General features: G+C 51.7%; 21 protein-coding genes. 9 read left to right on the plus strand and 12 right to left on the minus strand.

Translation table 11 applies throughout. The annotated features are described in order from the left end of the window. Positions 1 to 1,029, plus strand: coding sequence for a tryptophan--tRNA ligase (gene trpS / locus N7387_RS03860; RefSeq protein ID WP_219697545.1), 1,029 nt, complete (start codon positions 1 to 3; stop codon positions 1,027 to 1,029). A 55-nt stretch (positions 1,030 to 1,084) separates the two neighbouring features. On the opposite strand, the gene N7387_RS03865 is transcribed toward trpS, so the two are convergent. Continuing rightward, positions 1,085 to 1,930 (minus strand): 4Fe-4S binding protein, encoded by an 846-nt coding sequence (locus N7387_RS03865; protein WP_279797048.1) that lies wholly within the window; start codon positions 1,928 to 1,930, stop codon positions 1,085 to 1,087. 350 nt (positions 1,931 to 2,280) lie between these two features. On the opposite strand from N7387_RS03865, the gene dmsA reads away from it, so the two are divergent. Genes dmsA through dmsD form a run of 4 tightly spaced genes read left to right on the plus strand, consistent with a single transcriptional unit; the run spans position 2,281 to position 6,870 of the window. After that, positions 2,281 to 4,734, plus strand: a complete 2,454-nt coding sequence (gene dmsA, locus N7387_RS03870) for a dimethylsulfoxide reductase subunit A (RefSeq protein ID WP_279797049.1) — start codon at positions 2,281 to 2,283, stop codon at positions 4,732 to 4,734. A gap of 11 nt (positions 4,735 to 4,745) precedes the next feature. Continuing rightward, positions 4,746 to 5,363 carry a DMSO/selenate family reductase complex B subunit gene (locus tag N7387_RS03875; protein WP_262882739.1) on the plus strand — a complete coding sequence of 206 codons (618 nt, stop codon included), beginning with the start codon at positions 4,746 to 4,748 and terminating at the stop codon, positions 5,361 to 5,363. Between the two features lies 1 nt (position 5,364). Further along, positions 5,365 to 6,225, plus strand: a complete 861-nt coding sequence (locus N7387_RS03880; RefSeq protein ID WP_279797054.1) for a DmsC/YnfH family molybdoenzyme membrane anchor subunit — start codon at positions 5,365 to 5,367, stop codon at positions 6,223 to 6,225. 33 nt (positions 6,226 to 6,258) lie between these two features. Continuing rightward, the gene (dmsD, locus tag N7387_RS03885; protein WP_279797056.1) at positions 6,259 to 6,870 is read left to right on the plus strand and encodes a Tat proofreading chaperone DmsD; all 612 of its coding nucleotides are present in this window, start codon (positions 6,259 to 6,261) and stop codon (positions 6,868 to 6,870) included. 67 nt (positions 6,871 to 6,937) lie between these two features. On the opposite strand, the gene N7387_RS03890 is transcribed toward dmsD, so the two are convergent. The 3 genes from N7387_RS03890 to sodA all read right to left on the minus strand — a co-directional run bounded on the left by N7387_RS03890 (position 6,938) and on the right by sodA (position 8,748). Next, positions 6,938 to 7,228 (minus strand): hypothetical protein, encoded by a 291-nt coding sequence (locus tag N7387_RS03890; protein WP_072872377.1) that lies wholly within the window; start codon positions 7,226 to 7,228, stop codon positions 6,938 to 6,940. 127 nt (positions 7,229 to 7,355) lie between these two features. Then, positions 7,356 to 8,039, minus strand: a complete 684-nt coding sequence (yiiM, locus tag N7387_RS03895) for a 6-hydroxyaminopurine reductase (RefSeq protein ID WP_262882736.1) — start codon at positions 8,037 to 8,039, stop codon at positions 7,356 to 7,358. 88 nt (positions 8,040 to 8,127) lie between these two features. Then, positions 8,128 to 8,748 carry a superoxide dismutase [Mn] gene (gene sodA / locus N7387_RS03900; protein WP_004237912.1) on the minus strand — a complete coding sequence of 207 codons (621 nt, stop codon included), beginning with the start codon at positions 8,746 to 8,748 and terminating at the stop codon, positions 8,128 to 8,130. Between the two features lie 369 nt (positions 8,749 to 9,117). Between sodA and acs the strand changes: the two genes are divergently transcribed. The 4 genes from acs (at position 9,118) to N7387_RS03920 (ending at position 13,811) form a co-directional block, all read left to right on the plus strand. After that, positions 9,118 to 11,073 (plus strand): acetate--CoA ligase, encoded by a 1,956-nt coding sequence (acs, locus tag N7387_RS03905; protein ID WP_279797061.1) that lies wholly within the window; start codon positions 9,118 to 9,120, stop codon positions 11,071 to 11,073. Between the two features lie 73 nt (positions 11,074 to 11,146). Next, on the plus strand, positions 11,147 to 11,458 hold the full coding sequence (locus N7387_RS03910) for a DUF485 domain-containing protein (protein ID WP_004237915.1): 312 nt from the start codon (positions 11,147 to 11,149) through the stop codon (positions 11,456 to 11,458). Beyond that, on the plus strand, positions 11,455 to 13,110 hold the full coding sequence (locus tag N7387_RS03915; RefSeq protein WP_262882734.1) for a cation acetate symporter: 1,656 nt from the start codon (positions 11,455 to 11,457) through the stop codon (positions 13,108 to 13,110). The genes N7387_RS03910 and N7387_RS03915 overlap by 4 nt, the downstream gene beginning before the upstream one ends. 122 nt (positions 13,111 to 13,232) lie before the next feature. Continuing rightward, positions 13,233 to 13,811, plus strand: a complete 579-nt coding sequence (locus tag N7387_RS03920) for a hypothetical protein (RefSeq protein ID WP_279797064.1) — start codon at positions 13,233 to 13,235, stop codon at positions 13,809 to 13,811. A gap of 40 nt (positions 13,812 to 13,851) precedes the next feature. Here N7387_RS03920 and N7387_RS03925 read toward each other — a convergent pair whose 3' ends face one another. The 8 genes from N7387_RS03925 to N7387_RS03960 form a co-directional block, all read right to left on the minus strand. Continuing rightward, complete coding sequence (locus tag N7387_RS03925; protein ID WP_279797066.1) at positions 13,852 to 14,904, minus strand: fimbrial protein; 1,053 nt, start codon at positions 14,902 to 14,904, stop codon at positions 13,852 to 13,854. Between the two features lie 11 nt (positions 14,905 to 14,915). Next, complete coding sequence (locus N7387_RS03930) at positions 14,916 to 17,438, minus strand: fimbrial biogenesis outer membrane usher protein (RefSeq protein WP_279797067.1); 2,523 nt, start codon at positions 17,436 to 17,438, stop codon at positions 14,916 to 14,918. 15 nt (positions 17,439 to 17,453) lie between these two features. Further along, entirely contained in the window at positions 17,454 to 18,137 is a 684-nt protein-coding gene (locus N7387_RS03935) for a molecular chaperone (protein ID WP_279797068.1), read from the minus strand. Positions 18,138 to 18,198: 61 nt separating this feature from the next. Further along, positions 18,199 to 18,717: a fimbrial protein gene (locus N7387_RS03940; RefSeq protein WP_279797070.1), complete on the minus strand. Its 519-nt coding sequence runs from the start codon at positions 18,715 to 18,717 to the stop codon at positions 18,199 to 18,201. A 753-nt stretch (positions 18,718 to 19,470) separates the two neighbouring features. Beyond that, entirely contained in the window at positions 19,471 to 20,490 is a 1,020-nt protein-coding gene (locus N7387_RS03945) for a D-cysteine desulfhydrase (protein WP_279797072.1), read from the minus strand. A 30-nt stretch (positions 20,491 to 20,520) separates the two neighbouring features. Beyond that, complete coding sequence (locus N7387_RS03950) at positions 20,521 to 21,966, minus strand: Na+/H+ antiporter NhaC family protein (protein ID WP_262860879.1); 1,446 nt, start codon at positions 21,964 to 21,966, stop codon at positions 20,521 to 20,523. Positions 21,967 to 22,003: 37 nt separating this feature from the next. Continuing rightward, on the minus strand, positions 22,004 to 23,149 hold the full coding sequence (locus tag N7387_RS03955) for an aminotransferase class I/II-fold pyridoxal phosphate-dependent enzyme (protein WP_279797075.1): 1,146 nt from the start codon (positions 23,147 to 23,149) through the stop codon (positions 22,004 to 22,006). Between the two features lie 295 nt (positions 23,150 to 23,444). Beyond that, positions 23,445 to 24,209, minus strand: a complete 765-nt coding sequence (locus N7387_RS03960; RefSeq protein WP_279797077.1) for an FCD domain-containing protein — start codon at positions 24,207 to 24,209, stop codon at positions 23,445 to 23,447. Positions 24,210 to 24,334: the final 125 nt, after the last annotated feature.

Genomic DNA, 24,334 nt, shown 5'->3' on the forward strand with positions numbered 1-24,334 from the left:
ATGAGCGGAACTAACACCAAAGCACACAAACCCGTTGTATTCAGCGGCGCACAGCCTTCCGGTGAACTGACCATCGGTAACTACATGGGCGCACTGCGCCAGTGGGTGAAGATGCAGGATGATTTTGACTGCATTTACTGCATCGTTGACCAGCATGCGATCACGGTCCGTCAGGATCCGGCGGAGCTGCGCAAACGCACACTGGATACACTGTCGCTCTATATGGCCTGTGGTCTGGAACCGGCAAAAAATACGCTGTTTGTACAGTCCCATGTGCCGCAGCATGCACAGCTGGGCTGGGCGCTGAACTGCTACACCTATTTCGGCGAACTGAGCCGCATGACACAGTTTAAAGATAAATCTGCCCGTCATGCCGAAAACATCAACGCCGGTCTGTTTGACTATCCGGTGCTGATGGCCGCCGATATCCTGCTGTATCAGACTAACCAGGTGCCGGTCGGTATCGACCAGAAACAGCATCTGGAGCTGAGCCGTGATATCGCACAGCGCTTCAATGCCATTTACGGTGATGTGTTTGTGGTGCCGGATCCGTTTATCCCGGCGGGCGGCTCCCGTGTGATGGCGTTGCAGGATCCGGCGAAAAAAATGTCGAAGTCTGATGACAACCGTAACAACCTGATCGCCCTGCTGGAAGATCCGAAATCAGCAGCGAAGAAAATCAAACGCGCGGTGACAGACTCCGAGGAGCCGCCACGCGTGATTTATGATTTGGAAAACAAACCGGGTGTTTCCAACCTGCTGGATATTCTCTCTGGTGTGACCGGCAAACCGGTTGCTGCGCTGGAAGCGGAATTTGAAGGCCAGATGTACGGTCACCTGAAAGGTGCGGTGGCGGATGCGGTTTCCGGTATGCTGACAGAGTTACAGACCCGTTATCACGAAATCCGTAACGATGATGTGTTACTGAACCGTGTAATGAAAGAAGGTGCTGAGAAAGCCTCTGCCCGCGCACAGGTCACCCTGGATAAAGTACACGACGCCATCGGTTTTGTGCGCCGTCCGCTGTAATTATATGATATACAGATAAAAATAGCGCCTTTTGGCGCTTTTTTTATCTCTGTCGTTACAGCCAGCCTTTTTCCTTCCGTGAACGGCATACCGGACATAATGTCTGTCCCGGCTGCCAGCTCATAAAAGGCAGATGACAACTGCTGCAGTGAGCATCGAAATACGCATAGCGGACCGGCTGACTGTTTTTTTCTGCCCGCGTTATGACATCGATCGCTTTCGGGAAACAGACATCGCGGCAGCTCATACAGCCGCTGCATTTTGTCTTATCCACGGTAAACTGATTATCCGCAATGGTGATCGCCCCTTCCTGACACACTGCCGCGCAGGCGGTACATAAAATACACTTTTCCGTATCCGGCAGCACATCGAACCAGCTGTCATCCGGCCAGAGTTTTTTGCGCTCATTCAGGCCGGTTTTGGCGCGACCGGTATTCAGCCCCGTACTGACGGTTTTCTGCCGGAACAATGCAAAACGTTTTCCGGTATCCACCGGCGGCGGCGGAATAATGGCCAGCTGCCAGATGGGTTCCCCGAGGGCTTTCAGGCGCAGATTGAGCTCTGCCAGTACCGGCAGCCAGTTATCAACTTCCGGTTCGGCGATCTGCATCCCGCGGATATGGTATTGCCGGTGCCAGACCAGTAACTCTTCCGCGCTGGCCGGGGTTTCTTTCTTCTCAATCATCAGTTGCCCGTTATTGTTGTAACTGCGCTCACGGACAGGGATGTGTTCAATGGCATCAGACGGGCAGACAAACAGGCAGTTTCCGCACTGAAAACAGCGGTCATTATCAATATTGACGTCGAGATAGCCGAACGTTACCGCATCTGCCGGGCAGCAGGCGGCGCAGTTATCACACTGACTGTTTTTGAGTTTCTTCCTGACACAGTGATCATTCACTGACGGCGGTGTGGTTTTTTCGCCGTTTATCAGGTAGTTGAATGCGCTGCGTCTGATAACGTTAACCCCTTTTCCTGATCATAATATTGAGCTGGTCACTATTTTCCCATGAGCCGATGCCGTCTGCCACTGACGGGATCAATAATCTGCTTTTCATACACTCATTTTTTGATGCAAAACAACCCGGCTGAATCGTAAAACCGTAAAATAACGACAGGTTAATATCCGCAGGTTATTGTATTACAAATAATTTATTGCGAATGGTTACCAGTCGCAATCTGACAATAAGCCGTTATCCGGCAACAACAATAATAATAACGATTACAAAATTAATTAAGCGAGCAATGTATATGACAAAGATGAAAGAAACGGCGTTGTTCACTGCGCCGCTGACGCGGCGCGGGTTTGTCAAAGCCTCCGGTGCGGCTGGCGGACTGGCAGTTGCAGCGGGCGGGTTATCCCTCCCGTTCAGCCATGCGGCGTCTGCCGCTGAAACTACCCCGGCACCTGCGGCGGCTTCTGATGAGAAAGTGGTCTGGAGCGCCTGTACGGTTAACTGCGGCAGCCGCTGTCCGTTACGGATGCATGTAGTTGACGGCGAAATCAGATATGTTGAAACCGACAATACCGGTGATGATGTCTACGAAGACCTGCATCAGGTTCGCGCCTGTCTGCGCGGCCGTTCCATGCGCCGCCGGGTGTACAACCCGGATCGCCTGAAATACCCGATGAAACGTGTGGGTAAACGTGGTGAGAACAAATTCGAGCGCATCACCTGGGAAGAGGCGTTTGATACTATCGCCGGTACCATGAAACGCCTGATCCGCGATTACGGCAACGAATCTATCTATCTTAACTACGGCACCGGCACCCTCGGCGGCACCATGACCAAATCCTGGCCGCCGGGAGCAACACTGATTGCCCGTCTGATGAACTGCTGCGGCGGTTATCTGAATCATTACGGTGACTACAGTACCGCACAGATTGCAGCCGGTCTGAATTACACCTACGGCGGCTGGGCGGACGGTAACAGCCCGTCAGATATTGAAAACAGCAAGCTGGTGGTGCTGTTCGGCAACAACCCGGGCGAAACCCGCATGAGCGGCGGCGGCGTGACCTATTATGTTGAGCAGGCACGCGAGAAATCAAATGCCCGTATGATTATCATCGATCCGCGTTATACCGATACCGGGGCAGGGCGTGAGGATGAATGGATCCCGATCCGCCCGGGAACAGATGCCGCACTGGTCAGCGCGCTGGCGTATGTGATGATCAACGAAGACCTGGTGGATAAGCCGTTCCTCGACAAATATTGCGTCGGTTATGACGAAACCACCCTGCCTGCCGGCGCCCCGGCCAACGGTCACTATAAAGCGTATATTTTAGGTGAGGGGCCGGACGGTGTGGCGAAAACCCCGGAATGGGCAGCCAAAATTACCGGTATTCCTGCCGCGCGGATTGTGAAACTGGCGCGGGAAATCGGTACTGCCAAACCGGCGTATATCACCCAGGGTTGGGGCCCGCAGCGCCGCTCAAACGGCGAAACCGCATCCCGTGCCATTGCCATGCTCTCAATTCTGACCGGAAACGTGGGGATTAACGGCGGTAACACCGGTGCGCGTGAAGGCTCTTACGCAATCCCGTTTGTCCGCATGCCGACCCTGACCAACCCGGTGCAAACCAGTATCTCCATGTTTATGTGGACCGATGCCATTCTGCGCGGCGAAGAGATGACCGCCACCCGTGATGGTGTGCGTGGTAAAGATAAGCTGGATGTGCCGATCAAAATGGTCTGGAACTATGCCGGTAACTGTCTGGTGAACCAGCATTCCGAAATTAACCGCACTCATGACATCCTTCAGGATGAGAGCAAGTGCGAAATGATTGTGGTGATCGATAACCACCTGACCTCCTCCGCCAAATATGCGGATATCCTGCTGCCGGACTGCACCGCTTCCGAACAGATGGATTTCTGCATGGATGCCTCTGCGGGCAACATGGGGTACGTGATTTTTGCCGATCAGGCAATCGAACCGCGCTTTGAAAGCCGCAATATTTATGACATGACCAGCGAAATCGCCAAACGGATGGGTGTCGGTGATCAGTTTACCGAAGGCCGTACCCAGGAAGAGTGGCTGCGTCACCTGTATGAACAGTCCCGCGCCGCGCTGCCGGAACTGCCGGAGTTTGATGAATTCCGCAAACAGGGTATTTTCAAAAAACGTGACCCGCAGGGACACCATGTGGCGTACCGCGATTTCCGCAACGACCCGCAGGCAAACCCGCTGACCACGCCGTCAGGTAAAATCGAGATCTATTCCGCACAGCTGGCGGAACTCCGTGACACCTGGGAACTGAATGAAGGGGATGAAATCCATCCGCTGCCGGTGTATTCCGCAGGCTTTGAGCATGCCGGTGACCCGCTTCAGGAAAAATACCCGTTACAGATGACCGGTTTCCACTACAAATCCCGGACTCACTCCACTTACGGCAACGTTGATGTGCTGAAAGCCGCCTGTCCGCAGGAACTGTGGATTAACCCTGTTGATGCCGCGAAACGCGGGATTGCGCACGGTGATAACGTGAAGGTCTTCAACGACCGCGGGGAAGTGCGCGTCAATGTGAAAGTCACACCGCGTATTCTGCCGGGCGTTGTCGGTCTGGGTGAAGGTGCATGGTACAGCCCGGACGGCGATCGCATCGATCACGCTGGCAGCATTAACGTGTTAACCACTCAGCGCCCGTCGCCGCTGGCGAAAGGGAATCCGTCCCATTCCAACCTGGTTGAAGTCGTTAAGGCCTGAGGAAGCGATTTATGTCAACGCAATATGGTTTCTACATTGATTCAAGTCGCTGCACCGGCTGCAAAACCTGCGAGCTGGCCTGTAAAGACTTTAAAAACTTATCTCCGGACGTGAATTTCCGCCGTATTTATGAATATGCGGGCGGCGACTGGACAGAGCAGGATGGTGTGTATCAGCAGAATGTGTTTGCTTACTACCTCTCCATCTCCTGTAACCACTGTGATGACCCGGCCTGTGCCAAAGTCTGCCCGAGTGGTGCAATGCACAAGCGGGAAGACGGTTTTGTGGTGGTGAATGAAGAAGTGTGTATCGGCTGCCGCTACTGTCATATGGCGTGCCCGTACGGCGCACCGCAGTTTGATGAGGTCAAAGGCCATATGACCAAATGTGACGGCTGCTATGAGCGCGTCGCGGAAGGCAAAAAGCCGATCTGTGTTGAATCCTGTCCGCTGCGGGCACTGGATTTGGGGCCGATTGAGGAGCTGCGGGCCAAATACGGCACACTGGCGGAGATCGCGCCGCTGCCGTCTGCGGAATACACACACCCGAATATCGTTTTAAAACTGAATGCCAACAGCCGTCCTGTCGGGGATACCACAGGCCATCTGGCGAACCCGGAGGAGGTATAACATGGGATCGGGAATTCATGAATGGCCGCTGATGTTTTTTACCACCATCGGGCAGAGTGTGGCAGGGGCATTTATTGTCATGGCGGCAGTCCTGCTGTCCGGAAAACTGTCACCGGAAATGAACCGTAAAGTGCATTACAGCATGTTCGGCCTGTGGGTACTGATGGGGGTGGGTTTCCTGCTCTCTATGATGCACATGGGTACACCGCTGCGTGCGTTTAACGCGTTTAACCGTCTCGGCAGTTCGTCGCTCAGTAATGAAATTGCGGCCGGTTCGGTCTTCTTCGCTGCCGGTGGTTTTTACTGGCTGCTGGCGGTGCTGAACAAAATGCCGGCGGCGCTTGGTAAGCTCTGGCTGATCGTGGTCATGGTGCTGGCGGTGGTCTTTATTTACGCCATTCCGCAGGTTTACCAGATTGCCACGGTACCGACCTGGTATACCCCGTACACGACAGTTCACTTTGTGCTGACGGCTCTGCTGGGCGGGCCGGTGCTGGCTGCTCTGCTGCTGCGGATTGCCGGGTTTGACCTGCGCTGTATCAGCTGGCTGCCGCTGGTCAGTATCGTTGCGCTGGTGGCGAGTGCGGTCGCAGTGACGTCTCAGGCGTTTGATCTGGCCTTTATCCGCAGTTCCGTACAGAGCGCTTCCTCGCTGGTACCGGAGTTCGGTCTGTATATGGGCTGGCGTCTGGTTCTGCTGGTGCTGGGTCTGACCTGCTGGATCCTGCCGCTGGTGAAACGGGCGAATCCGCCGGTGATTATGATGCTGATCGGTTTTGTCCTGGTGCTGTCCGGGGAGATCATCGGCCGCGGTATTTTCTACGGGCTGCATATGACAGTGGGTATGGCCTATCTGTCCTGATACGCGGGTATTTTATGGCGGGGATCCTGAGTGATGAGTGAGCAAGCTGTCAGTGATGTTGCTTTAACGGCCCGTATTCTCGGGGCGGCATTTTACTATCCGCCGTCAGAGATCGCGCAGATAACAGAACTGCTCTCTTCCGGGGAGTGGGTGGCGGAATGGCCGTACGGCGATGATGCACAAAAGCAGACTGCCGCGCAGAAGCTGAATCTGATGGTCGCCGGTGAGGAAACCTTAGCGCAGGCTTATCAGCGGCTGTTTATCGGGCCGCAGGCGCTGCCCGCGTCACCGTGGGGTTCTGTCTGGCTGGATAAAGAGCAGGTGCTGTTCGGAGATTCCACGGTTGCCCTGCGTGAGTGGATGCGTGTGCATGAGGTGGATATTGCGCTGTCGCAGAATGAGCCGGAAGATCTCATCGGTCTGTTACTGATGATGGCGGCCTGGACGGCGGAAAATCGTCCGGATGCCCTGAATTCACTGCTGGCGGAACACCTTCTGCCGTGGGCCCGCTTCTATCTGGCGCGGATGCAGGAAAAATGCGGCAGTCCGTTCTATGAAGGGTTATCTGCCCTGACGGCTCTGACACTCAGGGGCTGGCAGGATGCACTGCCGGTGATCCCGGCAGAGAAAACGATTTTCGCCTGAGGCATCACACTATCAGATCAAAAAGCCCTTCCGGTGCAGACCGGAAGGGCTTTTTTTACGGCGGATGTTACTGACCGAGGTCAAATTCATTAATTTTTGCGAGCATGTCCGGGTCATTGCGGTACTTTTCGCGCAAGACTTTTTGCTGCTCTTTGGCCGGAGGACAGGTTTCATCCAGTGCTTTTTTGATATCTTTTTTCTGATCTGCCGGCAGGGACACATCCCATTCACCGGCAAAATGGATACAGTTTTCGGCATTATCCGTAAAGATTTCCAGTTCATCCGCACTGTTCTGATCTGCTGCAGCGGCAGGCAGTGAAAGCGCTGCCAGGCTCAGCAGCATTATCAGGTATTTCATCCGTGTCTCCTGTTTAGAAGGTCGTCTGTGTGTATTGCCGCGTCAGCAGCGGTCATCGTGAAACGGGTATGATAATCACACATTCCGGAACCGGTTTAAAGCAGGGAGAACCCGGGATTACATATTCTTACACGGCGGCGGAACCGAATAACCGGCGGTTAAAATCCTCGATTTTTCCGGTTATCAGGCGGCGCTGCATGGTCAGTGTCCAGCTGGCGGAAAGCCCGGATGCCTGTAATAAATAACGGTATTCGGTTTCATCAAACGGCAGATGAAACGCGATGGCGGCGGCTTCCCTGACAGACACCGCGCTGGTGCGGGTCAGCAGTTTCAGCGGCTGATCACTGCTGACATCCCCTTTCCCGACGACACGATACAGCCAGCCGGTACGGCCGCAGTCCTGCATCACCTGTGCAAAATCAGACACATCCGTCAGCGGATTCAGTTTGTAACACGGTGAGCGCGGCTGGGTGACCTGAATCACGGCGCTGCCCCACTGGTAAATATCCCCGATGAATACGGTGTCTTCTGTCATACCGAGGGTGGATATATTTTCCCCGAAGAACGGCGCGACAAAGCGATCCTCAATCTCCGGATACATCATTTTCCAGTAGTCGTAGTGTTCGCGGGGATAGTGACACAACGCACGGTCAGGGCCGCCGTGAAAGGCTTTTTCCGCCTGTTCATCACCGGCGAGTCCGGTGGCACTGAGGGCAATCACGCCGTCGGTCTGACGCTTTTCAATCGCACTGCGCCCGCAGCGGACGGTATCCCTGACGGGACCGGTGAAAACTAAAGGTATGTATGCCATGCCGCCTCCGTATTGAGTGAGACGGATATCATAATCGAAAGCGGGGAAGAAGAATATGTGCGGACAGCGCCCGCACATAGTTCAGGGTTTATTTTGCAGAAGCGAAACGCGCTGCTGCCTCATCCCAGTTCACCACAGACCAGAATGCTTTGATGTAATCCGGACGGCGGTTCTGGAACTTCAGGTAATAGGCGTGTTCCCACACATCCAGGCCGATGATCGGATAGCCGGAGGTGCCGGAAATCGCTTCACCCATCAGCGGGCTGTCCTGGTTGGCGGTGGAGACCACAGCCAGTTTGCCGTCTTTCAGTACCAGCCACGCCCAGCCGGAACCGAAACGGGTTGCGGCGGCTTTTTCAAACTCAGCCTGAAACGCCTCAACGCTGCCGAAATCGCGCTCAATCGCCGCTTTCAGGTCGCCCTGTAATGTGGTGCCGGTTTTCAGGCCTTTCCAGAACATGCTGTGGTTGGAATGACCACCGGCGTTGTTACGGATAAAGGTACGTTTGTCCGCCGGGAATTTATCGAGCTGTGCGATCAGATCGTCGATATCCAGATTTGCCATCTCAGGGAAGGCTTCCAGCGCGGTGTTGGTGTTATTTACATACGTCTGATGATGTTTGGTATGGTGAATTTCCATTGTCATTTTATCGAAATGCGGTTCTAACGCATCATAAGCGTACGGTAATGCAGGTAATACATAGCTCATAATTATAACTCCAGTAATTGACCGAACCGCTCACACCGGGTGTGAACAGGAGAAACATTATAATGAAACAGATGATAATGAAAATGATTATCAGATCTGTGCGATCTGTGCGGATTCTTTTTATTTGTTAGTTTACTGTCTTATTTTGGTTAAATATTTTAGCTGGTGTTTATCGGGTGATGTTATGCACTGTTTTTCACATAAAAGATGATGTTTTGTGTTGCTCTGGCTTTTTGCATCAAATGATAACGCTGTGAATACCCCCTTTTTCAATCCGTGATCTTTAGCGCAAAAAAGAAACAAAGGCGGAAAGGTAACTTTATTTAACGTGATTTTGACATAGCATTAACAATTGAAAGGAGATGCATCATGACAAAAATAACGAAATATCCTGTACCCGAAGCAATTGCAGAAAACGCGCTAATCAATCATCAGCAGTATCTGGACGAGTATCAGCGGTCTGTTAAAGATCCCGACAGCTACTGGCGTGAGAAAGGCCAGATTGTAGACTGGATAAAGCCCTATACGCGGGTGAAAAACACCTCCTTTGATCCGGGCCATGTCAGTATTAAATGGTTTGAGGACGGCACACTGAACCTCAGTGCCAACTGTCTTGACCGGCATCTGGCGGAGCGTGGTGATAAACCGGCGGTGATCTGGGAAGGTGACAGCCCGGATGAGTCCCGCACACTCACTTACCGTGAACTGCATCATGATGTCTGCCAGTTTGCCAATGTCCTGAAACAGCAGGGGATCCGCAAAGGCGATGTGGTTGCGATTTATATGCCGATGGTACCGGAAGCGATGGTTGCCATGCTGGCCTGTGCCCGTATCGGTGCGGTGCACTCGGTGATTTTTGCCGGGTTCTCGCCTGAGGCGGTCTCCGGCCGTGTCATTGATTCCGGGGCAAAAATGGTGATCACCGCAGATGAAGGTCTGCGCGCCGGGCGTACTATCCCGCTGAAGAAAAATGTGGATGACGGCCTGAAAAACCCGGGCGTGACCACAGTCAGCAGTGTGATTGTTTTCCGCCGCACCGGCAATCCGGTGGAGTGGCAGGAAGGGCGTGATATCTGGTGGCATGATGCTGTCAGCGGTGTCAGCGCTGACTGCCCGCCGGAAGAAATGAATGCGGAAGATCCGCTGTTTATCCTCTATACCTCCGGATCGACCGGTAAACCGAAAGGGGTGCTGCACACGACCGGCGGTTATCTGGTTTATGCCACGCTGACATTTAAATATATCTTTGATTATCATGGTGATGAGGTGTTCTGGTGTACAGCGGATGTCGGCTGGGTAACCGGACACACCTACCTGGTTTACGGCCCGCTCTCCAACGGGGCTGTCACGCTGATGTTTGAAGGCGTACCGAACCATCCGAAGGTCAACCGGATGTGTCAGATTGTCGATAAACATCAGGTCAATATCCTGTATACCGCGCCGACCGCTATCCGCGCCCTGATGGCGGAAGGTCTCAGTGCGATTGAGGGCACCTCCCGCAAATCACTGCGTATTATGGGGTCGGTCGGCGAGCCGATTAACCCGGAAGCCTGGGAGTGGTATTACAAAACCATCGGTGACAGCCGCTGCCCGATTGTTGATACCTGGTGGCAGACCGAAACCGGTGCCTGCATGATCGGCGCAATGCCGGGGGCGATTGAACTGAAACCGGGGTCCGCGACCGTGCCGTTCTTTGGTGTTCAGCCAGCGCTGGTGGATAACCAGGGCGAAATCCTCGACGGTGAAACCGAGGGGAATCTGGTGATCCTCGATTCCTGGCCGGGTCAGGCCCGCACCCTGTTCGGTGATCATGAACGCTTTGAACAGACGTATTTTTCCGCCTTTAAAGGTATGTATTTTGCCGGGGACGGTACCCGCCGTGATGAAGACGGCTACTACTGGATCACCGGCCGGGTGGATGATGTGCTGAATATCTCCGGGCACCGCCTCGGCACTGCCGAAGTGGAATCCGCGCTGGTTTCACACCCGAAAATTGCCGAAGCTGCAGTGGTCGGGATCCCGCACAGTATCAAAGGGCAGGCTATTTATGCCTATGTCACACTCAATCACGGCGAGGAGCCGACTCCGGAACTGTATGCGGAAGTGAGGAACTGGGTCCGTAAAGAAATCGGCCCGATTGCCACTCCGGATATTCTTCACTGGACCGATTCTCTGCCGAAAACGCGATCCGGTAAAATTATGCGCCGTATCCTCCGTAAAATCGCCACCGGTGATACCGGTAATCTGGGTGATGTATCAACATTAGCTGACCCGGGTGTGGTCGAAAAACTGCTCGAAGAAAAGCAGGCCATCAACATGAACTAGCACGCTAACCTCAGTCAGTGCCGTGTTATGCGGCACTGACACTCCGGATAACAAAAACAGAGGAGTATCCTCAATGAGCGCATCCATTTATCAACAGGTGGAGAATGACCCTCGCTTTCAGGAACTGGTCAGAAAGCGCAGCCGGTTCTCATGGACATTGTCCGCGATTACACTTGTGCTGTATGTCAGCTTTATTATTCTGATTGCCTTTGACCCGCAATGGCTGGGCACACCACTCGGCGAAGGTCTGACGATTACCCGCGGGATCCCTGTCGGGGTCGGACTGATTGTCAGTGCGTTTGTCCTGACCGGTATTTATACCATCCGTGCCAACGGGGAATTTGATCGTCTGACCGCCGAAATCATCAGCGGGGTGAAACAATGAAAACGCGCCTTTCTGCTCTTCTGTTATCCCTGCTGTGTCCGCTGTTCAGCCACGCCGATGCCATCAGCGGGCCGGTGGAGCGCCAGCCGGTAAACTATCAGGCCATTATTATGTTCCTGATTTTTGTCGGCCTGACACTGTACATCACTTACTGGGCGGCAAAACGGACACGTTCCCGCGCGGAATACTACACCGCAGGGGGGAAAATTACCGGGTTTCAGAACGGGCTGGCGATCGCCGGTGACTTTATGTCCGCCGCATCCTTCCTCGGGATCTCCGCGCTGGTTTACACCTCCGGTTATGACGGCCTGATTTACTCTATCGGCTTCCTGATCGGCTGGCCGGTGATCCTGTTCCTGATTGCGGAGCGTCTGCGCAATCTCGGGCGCTACACCTTTGCGGATGTGGTCTCTTACCGTCTGAAAGCCAGGCCGATTCGCGTGCTGTCTGCCAGTGGCTCGCTGGTGGTGGTGGCGCTGTATCTGATAGCCCAGATGGTCGGAGCCGGTAAACTGATTGAGCTGTTATTCGGACTCAACTATATCGTGGCGGTTGTGCTGGTCGGCATCCTGATGGTGTTTTATGTCCTGTTCGGCGGCATGCTGGCAACGACCTGGGTGCAGATTATCAAGGCGGTTCTGTTACTTGCCGGTGCCAGCTTTATGGCACTGATGGTGATGAAAGCCGTGGATTTCAACTTTAACACCCTGTTTAAAGACGCGGTTGCGGTACATAAAAACGGGTTGGCGATTATGAGCCCGGGCGGGCTGGTATCGGATCCGATTTCTGCATTATCGCTGGGGCTGGCACTGATGTTCGGTACTGCCGGGTTGCCGCATATTATCATGCGTTTTTTCACGGTCAGTGATGCCAAAGAGGCGCGTAAGAGTGTGTTTTATGCCACCGGATTCATTGGCTATTTTTATATCCTGACTTTTATTATCGGCTTCGGTGCCATTCTGCTGGTCAGCCCGAACCCGGTATTTAAAGATGCGGCCGGGGCACTGATCGGCGGCACCAACATGGCGGCGGTGCATCTGGCGGATGCGGTCGGCGGTAATCTGTTCCTCGGTTTTATTTCTGCTGTGGCATTCGCGACTATTCTGGCGGTTGTTGCCGGGCTGACCCTGGCGGGCGCTTCTGCGGTTTCCCACGACCTGTACGCCTGTGCTATCAAAGACGGCAAAGCCAACGAGCGGGATGAATTAAAAGTCTCCAAAATCACCGTAATTATTCTCGGGATTGTTGCCATCGGGCTGGGGGTTCTGTTTGAAAAACAAAACATTGCCTTTATGGTGGGACTGGCTTTCTCTATCGCGGCGAGCTGTAACTTCCCGATCATTTTGCTCTCCATGTACTGGAAACGCCTGACCACACGGGGCGCACTGGCCGGGGGCTGGCTGGGATTGTTAACCGCCGTGATCCTGATGATCCTGGGGCCGACTATCTGGGTCAGTATTCTCGGGCATGAAAAAGCGATTTATCCGTATGAATATCCGGCGCTTTTCTCGATGTTTGCCGCCTTTATTGCGGCCTGGCTGGTGTCTGTGACGGATAACTCCGCACAGGGTCAGGAAGAACGCAGCCGCTTTGAGGCGCAGTTTATCCGCTCTCAGATTGGGCTGGGAATTGAAGAGGGCAAATCTCACTGACAGATGCCGCAGCGCGGTCTCCGTTCCGGAGGCCGCGTTTTTCTTTCTCTCCGCCACTTGTTTTATCAGGTTGTTAATGGTTTACTTCAGCCTGATCGTTTATGTTACTCAAAAGTTAATTTATGCGTCTTTTTTCTTCTGTTTTACTGATTGTACCGGTTGCTCTGGCACCGGCGGTGTTAGCCGGCGGGCCGGGTGCGGAGTACAATGTAAAAATTACGGTGATGGGGACATTACTGCTGCTGGCAAATGTGTATCTCTTCCGCTATACCGCAGGCAAAGTTGTTGTCGCCCTGCTGACAGTTTTATGGGGGCTGAACTTATCCGCATCTGCTTTTTTCTGCCACGGAGCGGGGGCTGAGTACCGGACAATGCTTCCTGATCTGCTTCATCAGAAATACGCGTTATCAGCGGGTGATTCCCCGGCTGAAAACAGTGGTATCGTACTGTTTTTTATCGTGGTTTCCGGGGGATATTTTACGGTGGTTCACCTGCTGAGCCGCGCACTGCCGCGCCGTGCTGTCCGGAATGCCGGTATCTCGCTGTTATTACTGTCGTTTATTCTGCCTGTTGAATATTACGCGATGGAAAAAAACAAAACACCGGGGCTGACGGTGTATGACCATTATCTGCTGGGTACGCCATTTTATCATCTTGCTGCTGTACCGATGGCATGGCGGGGATGCACCGGCATCAGCTGAGTGCCGGCAGCCGCCCGGAACGACCCGGACGGCTCTGACATCAGTTAAACTGTAAAACAAACTGAGCGGTGGCTTCTGCTTTGCCCGCTGATACATCATTTCCGTAGCGGTAATAGTGTGCTTTCAGCGGGACTGTCGTGGTGCCTTCATTCAAATCGGCCAGTTTGACAAACTCCTGACTGATCAGCGGTGTTTCATCGCTGAGGGGAGACGTGACCACAAAGCCGATACCGGATGAATTATTATTTCTGCCTTCATTATCCACCCTGACCACCGACGGTTTCCCGTTGTAATCGGCTGTATTATCAGAGAGTAATTTGATTTTTGCTGAGACATCGCCGGTACAGGTTAGTGTCAGATTATCTTCTGCGCTGTATTCCGCGTCAGGAAATCCTTTTTCACGGAATGCAGAAACCGGCGCACGGGGCAGGCGAAATTCCAGATTGGTACTCTCTGCATTGCAGGAAACCGGTGCCTGCTGGAGTGTTCCTCTCAGCAGATAGGAATAGGTGTACCGGGTTGTTCCGCCGTTCTTATCAAACGGCGAGAGCAGGATGGCACCGATAGTCATATCATGCAGTGACAGTGTCGGAGGATTATCAACCGCCGCATAGATTTCAATTTTCAGTTTCAGCGGTTCCAGCCGGCCTTCCGGGACAGTAATACGGGCGCCGGGCTGGGTACGGAGTACGGTGCCTGTACTGGTATCAGTCAGCACATAAACATAGCTGGGTCTTTGCACACCGGAAGGGGAAACGTGATAGGCGGGATTGCCGTCAATATCGCCGTAGTATTTTGCGATAGTTCCGCTGCCTTCGCCATAGGTGGCATAGCCATAGACCTCGGAATCCGGGCCGCAGTTGGCAATATGTGTTCCGTAACCCGGCCCGTTAAAAAGAAATTCTCCGACTTTGTCATTCTTCTTAACCGTTCCGCTCAGGGAAAGATCAACCCGGGCCGTCATCGGCATATGTGCATTGGAGCCGCCCGGTGTGCATTCCTGCGCAGCCTGCGCCGGGAGTACACTCAGGTATCCGGCTGCCAGCAAGGCGGATACAGCCGCAATTTTTCTTATTTTCTTTGATATTATCATGATGTTATTTCTCATTGTGAGCCTGTGCGGCAGTCTGCATCTGCAATATAGAGTCCGTTTACCGGTACAGTGTGGGCGGTATCATAATGAATGCTGCATGTGTGAGCGGCACCATCCTGTTTCCAGTTAATCCGGATTTCACCTGCCGGTTGTGCGGTCAGAAAATAGAGGTTGTTAAATCCGGAGACTAACTGTGTTTCCGCACCGGTCATGACCGCCTCTGCACCCAGCGGAATTTCCCGGTCGTCTGCTGTTTTCAGGCGCAGCAGCAGCTTATAGCCTTTTTTGGTATTAAAATCGGCCAGAATTAATGCCCCTTTGGTCGGGATCATGTTGTCGGAAATATTATTTTCGATTTCCACATCATCCGGCAGTGTCCGGGTATCAATGCTGATATTGTTTTTCCGGTACGGTGTCATGCCGGATACCAGTGCCAGACCGGCATGATTGGTCTTTATTGCCCGGCCGTTGATCACACCGACACCGGCGGCATCTTTGGTCAGAACAAGGGCATTGGTTTCCTGTAAGTCTGGTGCCGCGAGCATGCCGTACTGTGTGGCGACCAGTGCGCCGCTGATGCCGTAACTCAGGTTTTTATTATCCTGACTGTAAGAGTAACCGGCATTCATCACCGCATACGATGACTGATATGAGGAGCTGATACCGCCGGAATAGCCGGAACCCTGATTGGTATACCCCTGATAAACATCCCAGCTGCCCTGACTATGTTCACCGAAATTACCGTTCAGGCGGGCGGTCTGCTGGGTCTGGTGATTGTTGTCAGTTGACAGGTTGTAAGCCGCGCGTACCGGATAATCACCGAAGCTCAGAGGTACGGACAGGTTAATGCTCAGGCTCTGATTGTTTTTTGTCTGTTCCTGAAACTGATTACCCTGTGAATAGGTGTAATACACACCGTAACTGATACCGCTGAAATCACTGTTAAAACCGGCGTTATAGGAGCGGCTGGTCTGCCCGTTACCGTACTGATAAATCACTGACGTCAGGTTGAGTGTGGCACGGTCAGAAAATACCGGCTGGTTCAGTGTCAGTGTGTACTCATTTTTTAATTTCAGTTGCTGATCCGGCTGATATTCCTTACGGGCGGCGGCATCCTCAAACCGGTAGAAACCGGTATCAAAGTGACGATAACCTGCCAGCGTCAGGCTGGTATTGGTGGATTCAATCCGTTTGGCGTAATTGATACGAAATGCATTACCGCTGATGGTTTTTTCATCATTCAGCCGGGTGCGGGCATGCAGGATATCCGTGGTGACAGCACCTGCGGTTCCCATATTCAGCGCGGTACCGAGTCCGGCAGAATGATAGTCAGCAGCAATAAATGTTCCGCCGTATAGGGTGATGTAATCGGTCGCGCCATAAAAGGCTTCAGCCTGGCTGAGGAATTTCCCGTCACCTTCATTACTGCTGTCGTATTGCCCGGCAGAAACGGCATAACGGAAACCGCCTTTGCGTTCAAGGTTGGCGATTGTCGAGAAAGGCACAATAAACTGGTTTTCCGCCCCGTCAGTTTCTTTGACGGTGACATAGAGGTTACCGCCGTTACTCATCGGGTAATATTGTGTAATGGAAAACGGGCCTGCCGGTACCGTCTGGCGGAAAATGGTTTCGCCATTCTGGACAATGGACACTACCGCTTCTGAATTTGCCATACCGCTGATGACCGGCACATAGCTGCGGTTGTCGGCAGGCTCCATAATGCGATCGGTTTTCAGATTAACGCCGCGGATTTTCACGCCGTCAAACAATTGTGATGAGGTATACAGATTACCGGCCGCAATCTCACTTTTTATCGGATTAATATTGCGTGAGATTGTATTACTGATGGTATTCCATTTATCACCGCCGCTTTGGTTATGTGTCCAGACGGTATAATTTTTATAGCGCCAGGCGCCGATATTCACCCGGGTCCGGATATTTCCGTAATAACTGTCCTGCGTGTTGCCACGATTACGCTGATTAAATGCGGAAAAATTGTAATTCACAAACGCGGCCGGAATGCCGTTATCCCAGTTTTTTTCTTCCAGGCTGCGGATTTTGTCCTGATTAAGCTGAGACTGCGGCACTGTCAGGGAGTAAATCTGGTTGTTTAAGTCCAGATCGCCGCTGATAAAATCCATTCCGCTGAGATTAACGCATCCGTCCTGTGTGGTCTGAACAGCGGTGTTATCCGGAAAAATAATGCCGAACGCATGCCACTGTGCTTCAGTAAAACAGGGCTGCAGGGTTTCTTTATCCTCTTTGCCGGTCATCAGCACAAACGGAACAGCCATCCGGGTAATTTTTACTTTATTGATAAACAGGGTGACATCGTAGTTTCCTTCCGCCACATCGTTGTCACGGAATACACTCAGCTCTTCATTTGTCACCGTTTGTCCGCTGCCGGCAATATTCAGCAGGCCGGGCGGATAATAGTCAGCGGCTGTCACATGACGGGGAAGTACCGCCGCGCATACCGGGATCATCAGAAGCGGCAGCAGATGTGTGCGGATTTCAGCGCGGTTATTTTTCATGATATTGACCGTCACTTATTGGAGTAAAAATTGTTTTTCGATGCTTTTTCCGTAGTCGTTGATATACATTACCGAAACAGGTGCGTTCCGGACTGCCGGTGACGGCAGTGCAACCGCGGTATCAGAAAATGGGGCAAAATAACCCTGTGTGAACGGCACATCACGCTGGTTAATGCTGATACCGGAAATATTGATGTAATACGGTGTCGGGTTTTTCACCGTGACAGTCCGGCCACCGGCTTTCCAGACCAGTTTTTCTGCCGCAGGATCGAGGTTTTTACTCGGCAGAGAGTCAGGACGATATATCACTTTGATTTTATTGGTCATGGAATAACGAAGAACGTTTTCCTGGTCTTCACTGCTGGGAGCGACAAATTTCACATTCAGCCAGTAAAGTGTTTCTCTGTCTGCCGGCATTCCGGTGACTTTTGTGACCTGCAAGGTGTTTTTTTGTTCAGCCCGGAGCTTCAGTAAAGGTGGCGTGGTGACAAAGTCAGGGCTGACATTGCCGTTTGCATCTTCAATCCAGGATTGCAGTAAATAATTCCGGTTCTTATCAGTATTAAAAGCAACAACACCTTCGCTTTTATTTTTTTCGTTATAAACCAGCCGTGTTGTTTCCAGACCAAATCCGGCATAGCTGTTAACGGTGAATAAAAAAAACAGAGAAGCAGAGAGAATATTTTTTTTAGCGAACATAGTATCTCCGGAAAATAACCGAAAAAAGGGTGCGCAGATTAAATAATCTGCGCAATGAATATTAGTTATATGTCAGGGTGTAGTTTAATGTTGCATTTGCCTGACCAGCTTCAACATCATCAGCCATGCTGATATATTTTGCGACATAGCTGGCTTCCCAGCTGGCGCTGTTTTCAACGTGATATTCTTTTTCAAATGAACCATCGATATCAATACCGTCACCACTATGGTCACCATCACGGTCATAGATAATAATACCGATATTTTTTGCGGTACTGTCATCTCCCGGATTATCCAGTTCTAAAATATCACTTTCGCCATTTTTTGGTTTTCCGTTAAGTTTTAATGTCACATTCCCCTGATCCGGGCAATCGATTAAGGAAATATCGATTTTACCGTAGACACCTTCACCGCCTGCGGTATCATATTTTTTACCGAAGGCACTTGTCGGGTAACGGCCCATCTGGACATGTGCATCCGGTGAATTATCACCATTCAGGTCGATAGTACAGGTTGAGTTGTAAATAAACCCGGAGAATGTAATGGTGCCATCCTGTGTTTCTTCTGCAGATGCACTCATTACTGAACCGGCTAATAAGAGTGATAATAATGCCTTGCCCGTTAATACATTTTTCATTTAAAAACCTTGTGTAAATTAATACTATTCAATATATTGAATATGTGAAATATCCGTTATTTCCGGATGGGATATTATTCGGTTATAAAACAGAATGAGAATAACTCTGTATTTGTTTCCGAAGCGTGATGCTATGGCGTAATTTCGGGTATGTATATGTTCATTATTAAGTATGATTGACGAAATAGATAAATAATACAATTTTCATCTGAATGATGTTCCCCGGTGACTAATCCATAATCCAGTTAATAATAAAAAGTGAATCGTTATCCACGGAAATAATTATATCCGTAATATTTCGCTGGGATATGAATCGATGTGTCAGAATGTTTCCCCGGATGACATAATAATTCAGCATTAATTTTTTTCTTATTTATTGATTTTATTAAGTTTTTTAATACAACCAATGGGAGTAATAGTCATTTTATGATGACGTGAAAAATAAGAGAAAACAAAAAATCATTTATTATCAGTATGTTGCGTTTATTAAATGAAAATGAAACGCATATGGTGAGTATTATTTTTTTACATATCATCGGCAGATTACCGGACAAAAAAGGCGTTAATTCTATTTTTTTCCGGGAGAAAGGCGGGATTTGTCGTCATAAAATGACAAATGAAAGGCGTTAAAACAGAGGATAATATGAATAATCCAGGCGGATATGGGAATGTGTGTCCCGTATCCGCCCGGTTTTGTTACAGAGAACGGCTCACTTCCTGATAGGCGAACAGCCCGGCAGCACCGCCGGTGTGTACAAACAGCAGCGGCGAGGTATCTTGCGGATGCCGGCGAACCTGGTCAATCAGTCCGGCCATCGCTTTGCCGGTGTAAACCGGGTCGAGCAAAATGCCTTCGTGACGCGCCAGCAGTTCAATGGCTTCCAGCCCGCCGGCATTCGGCATGCCGTATTCCGGGGCAAAATAATTATCCCACAGCGCGACCGGTGCCGGGGTTTCAATACCAAACAGCGGTGCCAGTTCATTTTGCAGTTTCACCACTTTCGGTGCCTGATCGGCATATACCCGCGATACGGTGACACCGATAACCGGGGTCTGCGGCATCACCAGCTGCAATCCGGCAGACAGCCCGGCGTGTGTCCCGGCGCTGCCGGAAGCGACCACAACGGCACCGAATTCGGTGCCTTCCGGTGTCTGCTGCGCGATTTCCAGGGCGCACTGCACATAGCCGAGAGAGCCGAGCATATTGGAGCCGCCGACCGGCACGATATAGGCATCACTGAGCTGCATATGGTTGATCAGCGCCTGCATCTGCGCATCCGGGTCAGTCAGCGCATCACACATCACGCAGTGCGCACCGAATAAATCCGTCAGCAGCTTGTTACCGTTATTCAGGAAATCCGCATCCTGACTGCCGATCGGGTTTTCCAGCAGTGCCACGCATTTCAGGCCGTACATTGCCGCGACAGCTGCTGTCTGACGGACGTGGTTAGACTGAATAGCTCCGGCGGTGACAATAAACTGTGCGCCTTTTTCCAGGGCATCCGCCATCAGGAATTCCAGCTTGCGCAGCTTGTTGCCGCCCGCTGCCAGCGGTGTCAGATCATCACGCTTGATGTAAATCTCCCGTCCCAGCAGGCGGGAGAGATTATTCAGTTTATTCAGCGGTGTAACACCGCTGAGCAGATTAAGCTTACTGAACTGCGCCAGTGTCTGTTGCAGCCGGGTTGCCCCGGCGGTATTTACAGAAGAAGACATATCATTTCCTTATTGAATTCGCGGTCATACTCAGTAGGTGAATCCTAGCCAGAGGTAGACGGCCAGCGCAAAACTTGCGGTTAATACCGCATACGGCATCTGGGTACGGATATGCTCAATATGGTCACAGTCTGTCGCCATCGATGCCACGATCGCATCACTGGAGATAGGGGAGGTCATATCACCAAAGATAGACCCGGCGATAGCGGCACCAATCATATATTCCGGCGGCATACCAACGGACAGACCTAACTGCACACCAATCGGGATCATGATGGCGAATGTACCCCAGGAGGTGCCGGTCGCCAGTGACATAATGGCACTGATCAGGAAGATAAAGCCGACAGAGAAGCCCGGCGCGATAACCCCGGATGTCACCTGGGCAATATAGGCACCGGTATTGAGGTCAGAAGAGACAGAGCCCATCAGGAAGGCGAGGATCATCACCGAACTGATTTTAATCATATTGGCATAGCCGATATAGAGCTCTTTAAAGAAGGTATCGACATTCATCACGCGACGCGCCAGGAACCAGACAAATGACACCGCCGTCCCGAACATTACGCCCCAGTAAACCGAGGTGGAGCCGCTGCCTTTGCTGAACTCGCCGTCACCGGTGATATACAGCGCGACCGGCACCATCAGAATGGTGGAGAGGATCGGGATAAAGAAGTTCAGTGAGGTGTGGCAGTTCGGATGATCGATAATGTCTTTATCATCTTCCGGCTCGTCGTGTGTTTCTTCCGGCGTAGCGGTGATCACATCCGCAGAGCTGATGAGTGCCTGCGCACGCATTTCTGCTTTGCGCATTGGTCCCCAGGAGACATTACTGAAGATATAGAACAGAATGCTGGCGAGTGAGAACCAGGCCATGATGTTGTAAACCATGGAATGTGCCAGGATATCAAACGGCTCGCCGGTGATCAGCCCCTGAGAGATCTGCACACCGATAACGCCCATCATTGCCGCACCCCAGCCGTTGATCATGGCGGAAGAACAGACAGACACACAGGCGGTCTGAATGATGTAAGACATTTTCTCCGGCGGCACGCCGTATTTTTTCGCCAGCGCTTTGGTGGAAGCACCGGAAACCAGCTGGTTAATCGAGCTTTCGATAAAAATCAGCGACGTGATAATCACCGCCAGCAGTTGCACACCTTTGCGGCCTTTGATGATCTGCGTTTTGTTGGTCAGCAGGCGGACAAGTGCCCGTACACCGCCGGTCACCACGACCAGGCGCATAATCCCGCCAATCATCAGCATAAAGATGATGGTTTTGGCGTTGCCTGATGATTTAAAGACATCAATAATCCCTTCGAGGGTTGCGCGGATCCCCAGTAAGAGGTTGTGATCATGAATAACAGTAAAGCCGACCAGTATCCCGATCAGCAGTGATAAAATCACCTGACGGGTACAGATGGCCAGAATAATTGTGACGACCGGGGTAATGACCGTCCAGATACCATAGTCCTGCATACGCTTTCTCTTTTATTATTGTGGTAGTGATGCTGTGTCAGGCCAGAGCCTGCTGTAAATCAGCCAGTAAATCGCTGATATCTTCGATACCGACAGACAAACGCAGCGTGCTGTCAAAAACACCGATGGATTCGCGCTCTTCGCGGGTCATGGAGCCATGGGACATGGTCGCGGAGTGATTTACCATGCTTTCCACGCCGCCCAGCGATTCCGCGAGCACAAAATAGCGCAGTTTTTTCACAAAGGCTTCGGTTTCTGCGAGGCCGCCTTTCAGCTGAATAGTGACCACAGCACCGCCGGTGCGCATCTGTTTTTTACATAACGCATAGTGCGGATGATCTTTCAGGCCCGGATAAAACACCTTCTCAATGTTGTCGTGACCGGACAGGAACTCCGCCACGGCTTGCGCATTGCTGCATTGTGCCGCCATCCGCAGTGCCAGGGTTTTCAGGCCGCGCAGGGCGAGATAAGCATCAAAGGGTGAGGCAATCGCGCCGGTGGTGGTTTTCAGGAAATTCAGTCTTTCCGCGAGATCGTCACGGTTGGTGATCACCGCACCGCCGATTAAATCAGAGTGACCGCCGATATATTTGCTGGAGGAGACCATGATCAGATCCGCACCCATCGTCAGAGGCTTCTGGTTCCACGGTGTCGCGAAGGTATTATCGATACAGGTTACGATATTGTGTTCTTTGGCCAGTCCGCAGATGGCTTCAATATCAACCAGTTCCAGTAACGGGTTGGTCGGGCTTTCTATCCAGATCATGCGGGTATTGTCTTTGATTTTGCTGCGCACTGCGGCTAAATCATTAAGGTCAACATAATCGAACGCGTGGCCGCAGTTCTCTTTTGCCACGCGTTCAAACAGACGGAATGTCCCGCCGTACACGCCTTTCATCGCAATAATATGGGAGCCCTGCGGGAAGATATTCAGCACCAGTGCCGCAGCCGCCACACCGGAAGCCGTTGCGGTGGCGTAAGTGCCTTCCTCGACATCGGCCAGCAGTGTTTCATAGGCGTGACGGGTCGGGTTACTGACGCGGGAATAGGCGTATTCGCCGTGTTCGCTCAGGCTGGTCTGTACAAACGTACTGGCGGTGGTGATCGCCGGGAAAATAGCATGGTTGACGTTATCCTGCTGCTGTCCGCCATGGATCAGCACAGTGGCAATTTTCTTACTCATAGTTGGTGTCCTGTAAAATATGCGATGAATATTTAATAGTTATTGTAATGGCCGGATAGTGGCACAGGTAGTCAGAAAAAATTTTCTAAAAAAATTCCGCAGCCGCAGACGGCAGAGAATAAATTTCTCTGTTATAAAATAAGTGTTATATATCAGTAAATTGAATCATTTTTATGAATGAGAGATGAATCACACTATGAATAATAAGGGTATTATTTTTATTTTACGGTCAAAAAAACCGGGCTGATTTTGCCCGGTTTTTGGTGTCTGAGAGTAAAAAAGGTGCGCGGGGGGATCAGTTCCGGACTAGGTCAACAGGGTAGGAATTGAACAGATAACCATCAAAATTCGGGTCATCGACATCCGACAGCTCCAGCAGGCGCTGTTTCACATTTTCCAGGTGCTGCCACATGGCTTCTTTGGCCGCTGCCGGATCTTTTTTAATCATTGCCGCGAGGATAGCCTGGTGATCGGTCATCCACTCTTTGCGGTAATCTTTATTGGTGATCCGCGTGTGCAGCTTCAGCCACATCGGGTTATTCTCCCGCCATGCCCAGGATTGCTTCAGTAATTCCACCAGCATGCTGTTATGTGTCGCCTGCGCGATGGCCAGGTGAAATTCGCGGTCACCGGTTTCATCTTCCCCAGTTTTCAGTTCGTCGCGTTCCCGCTGCAGGGCGCTGCGCATATTCGCAATATCCACCGGCGTGGCCTGAGTGGCTGCAAATTCTGCAATATTGCTTTCCAGCAGCTGGCGGGCCTGTAACAGTTCAAACGGACCGGCGGCATTGAGCGCACACGGGTCAGTTACCGCACTTTCTCTCAGGTGAGGGAGGGCAACAACATAGATACCGGAACCTTTGCGGACTTCAATCAGGTTTTCCAGTTCCAGCATAATCAGTGCCTCGCGGACAACTGCCCGGGAGACATCCAGCATTTCAGCGATTTCGCGTTCAGGCGGCAGTTTGTCACCGATGACATAATCCATATTGGTGATCATCTGGCGCAACGCATGGCCGACTTCCTGATAAGGGCGTTTGGGTTCAGTCAACTGTGTCATTATCATGGCCGTAAAATGGGAATTCTTACCCGGAGAGTTTATCAGAAATTGGTCGACCAAAAATGATTTTACGCCGGTGTTTGTCAAAAAAGCGGCGGAATCCGGGAGACAGCGCAAAAAAAGAG

Source organism: Morganella sp. GD04133 (genome assembly GCF_029835375.1).
In the GTDB taxonomy this organism is placed as follows: Bacteria; Pseudomonadota; Gammaproteobacteria; order Enterobacterales; family Enterobacteriaceae; genus Morganella; species Morganella morganii_B.

Excerpts from the sequence above, each read along its gene's own strand:
- yiiM (WP_262882736.1), bottom strand. The coding sequence starts at position 8,039 with ATGGCATACATACCTTTAGTTTTCACCGGTCCCGTCAGGGATACCGTC.
- N7387_RS03960 (WP_279797077.1), bottom strand. The coding sequence starts at position 24,209 with ATGACACAGTTGACTGAACCCAAACGCCCTTATCAGGAAGTCGGCCAT.
- N7387_RS03880 (WP_279797054.1), top strand. The coding sequence starts at position 5,365 with ATGGGATCGGGAATTCATGAATGGCCGCTGATGTTTTTTACCACCATC.
- N7387_RS03935 (WP_279797068.1), bottom strand. The coding sequence starts at position 18,137 with ATGTTCGCTAAAAAAAATATTCTCTCTGCTTCTCTGTTTTTTTTATTC.
- N7387_RS03915 (WP_262882734.1), top strand. The coding sequence starts at position 11,455 with ATGAAAACGCGCCTTTCTGCTCTTCTGTTATCCCTGCTGTGTCCGCTG.
- dmsA (WP_279797049.1), top strand. The coding sequence starts at position 2,281 with ATGACAAAGATGAAAGAAACGGCGTTGTTCACTGCGCCGCTGACGCGG.
- N7387_RS03955 (WP_279797075.1), bottom strand. The coding sequence starts at position 23,149 with ATGAGTAAGAAAATTGCCACTGTGCTGATCCATGGCGGACAGCAGCAG.
- dmsD (WP_279797056.1), top strand. The coding sequence starts at position 6,259 with ATGAGTGAGCAAGCTGTCAGTGATGTTGCTTTAACGGCCCGTATTCTC.
- N7387_RS03940 (WP_279797070.1), bottom strand. The coding sequence starts at position 18,717 with ATGAGTGCATCTGCAGAAGAAACACAGGATGGCACCATTACATTCTCC.
- N7387_RS03945 (WP_279797072.1), bottom strand. The coding sequence starts at position 20,490 with ATGTCTTCTTCTGTAAATACCGCCGGGGCAACCCGGCTGCAACAGACA.
- N7387_RS03930 (WP_279797067.1), bottom strand. The coding sequence starts at position 17,438 with ATGAAAAATAACCGCGCTGAAATCCGCACACATCTGCTGCCGCTTCTG.
- acs (WP_279797061.1), top strand. The coding sequence starts at position 9,118 with ATGACAAAAATAACGAAATATCCTGTACCCGAAGCAATTGCAGAAAAC.
- N7387_RS03875 (WP_262882739.1), top strand. The coding sequence starts at position 4,746 with ATGTCAACGCAATATGGTTTCTACATTGATTCAAGTCGCTGCACCGGC.
- trpS (WP_219697545.1), top strand. The coding sequence starts at position 1 with ATGAGCGGAACTAACACCAAAGCACACAAACCCGTTGTATTCAGCGGC.
- sodA (WP_004237912.1), bottom strand. The coding sequence starts at position 8,748 with ATGAGCTATGTATTACCTGCATTACCGTACGCTTATGATGCGTTAGAA.
- N7387_RS03910 (WP_004237915.1), top strand. The coding sequence starts at position 11,147 with ATGAGCGCATCCATTTATCAACAGGTGGAGAATGACCCTCGCTTTCAG.
- N7387_RS03890 (WP_072872377.1), bottom strand. The coding sequence starts at position 7,228 with ATGAAATACCTGATAATGCTGCTGAGCCTGGCAGCGCTTTCACTGCCT.
- N7387_RS03950 (WP_262860879.1), bottom strand. The coding sequence starts at position 21,966 with ATGCAGGACTATGGTATCTGGACGGTCATTACCCCGGTCGTCACAATT.
- N7387_RS03920 (WP_279797064.1), top strand. The coding sequence starts at position 13,233 with ATGCGTCTTTTTTCTTCTGTTTTACTGATTGTACCGGTTGCTCTGGCA.
- N7387_RS03925 (WP_279797066.1), bottom strand. The coding sequence starts at position 14,904 with ATGATAATATCAAAGAAAATAAGAAAAATTGCGGCTGTATCCGCCTTG.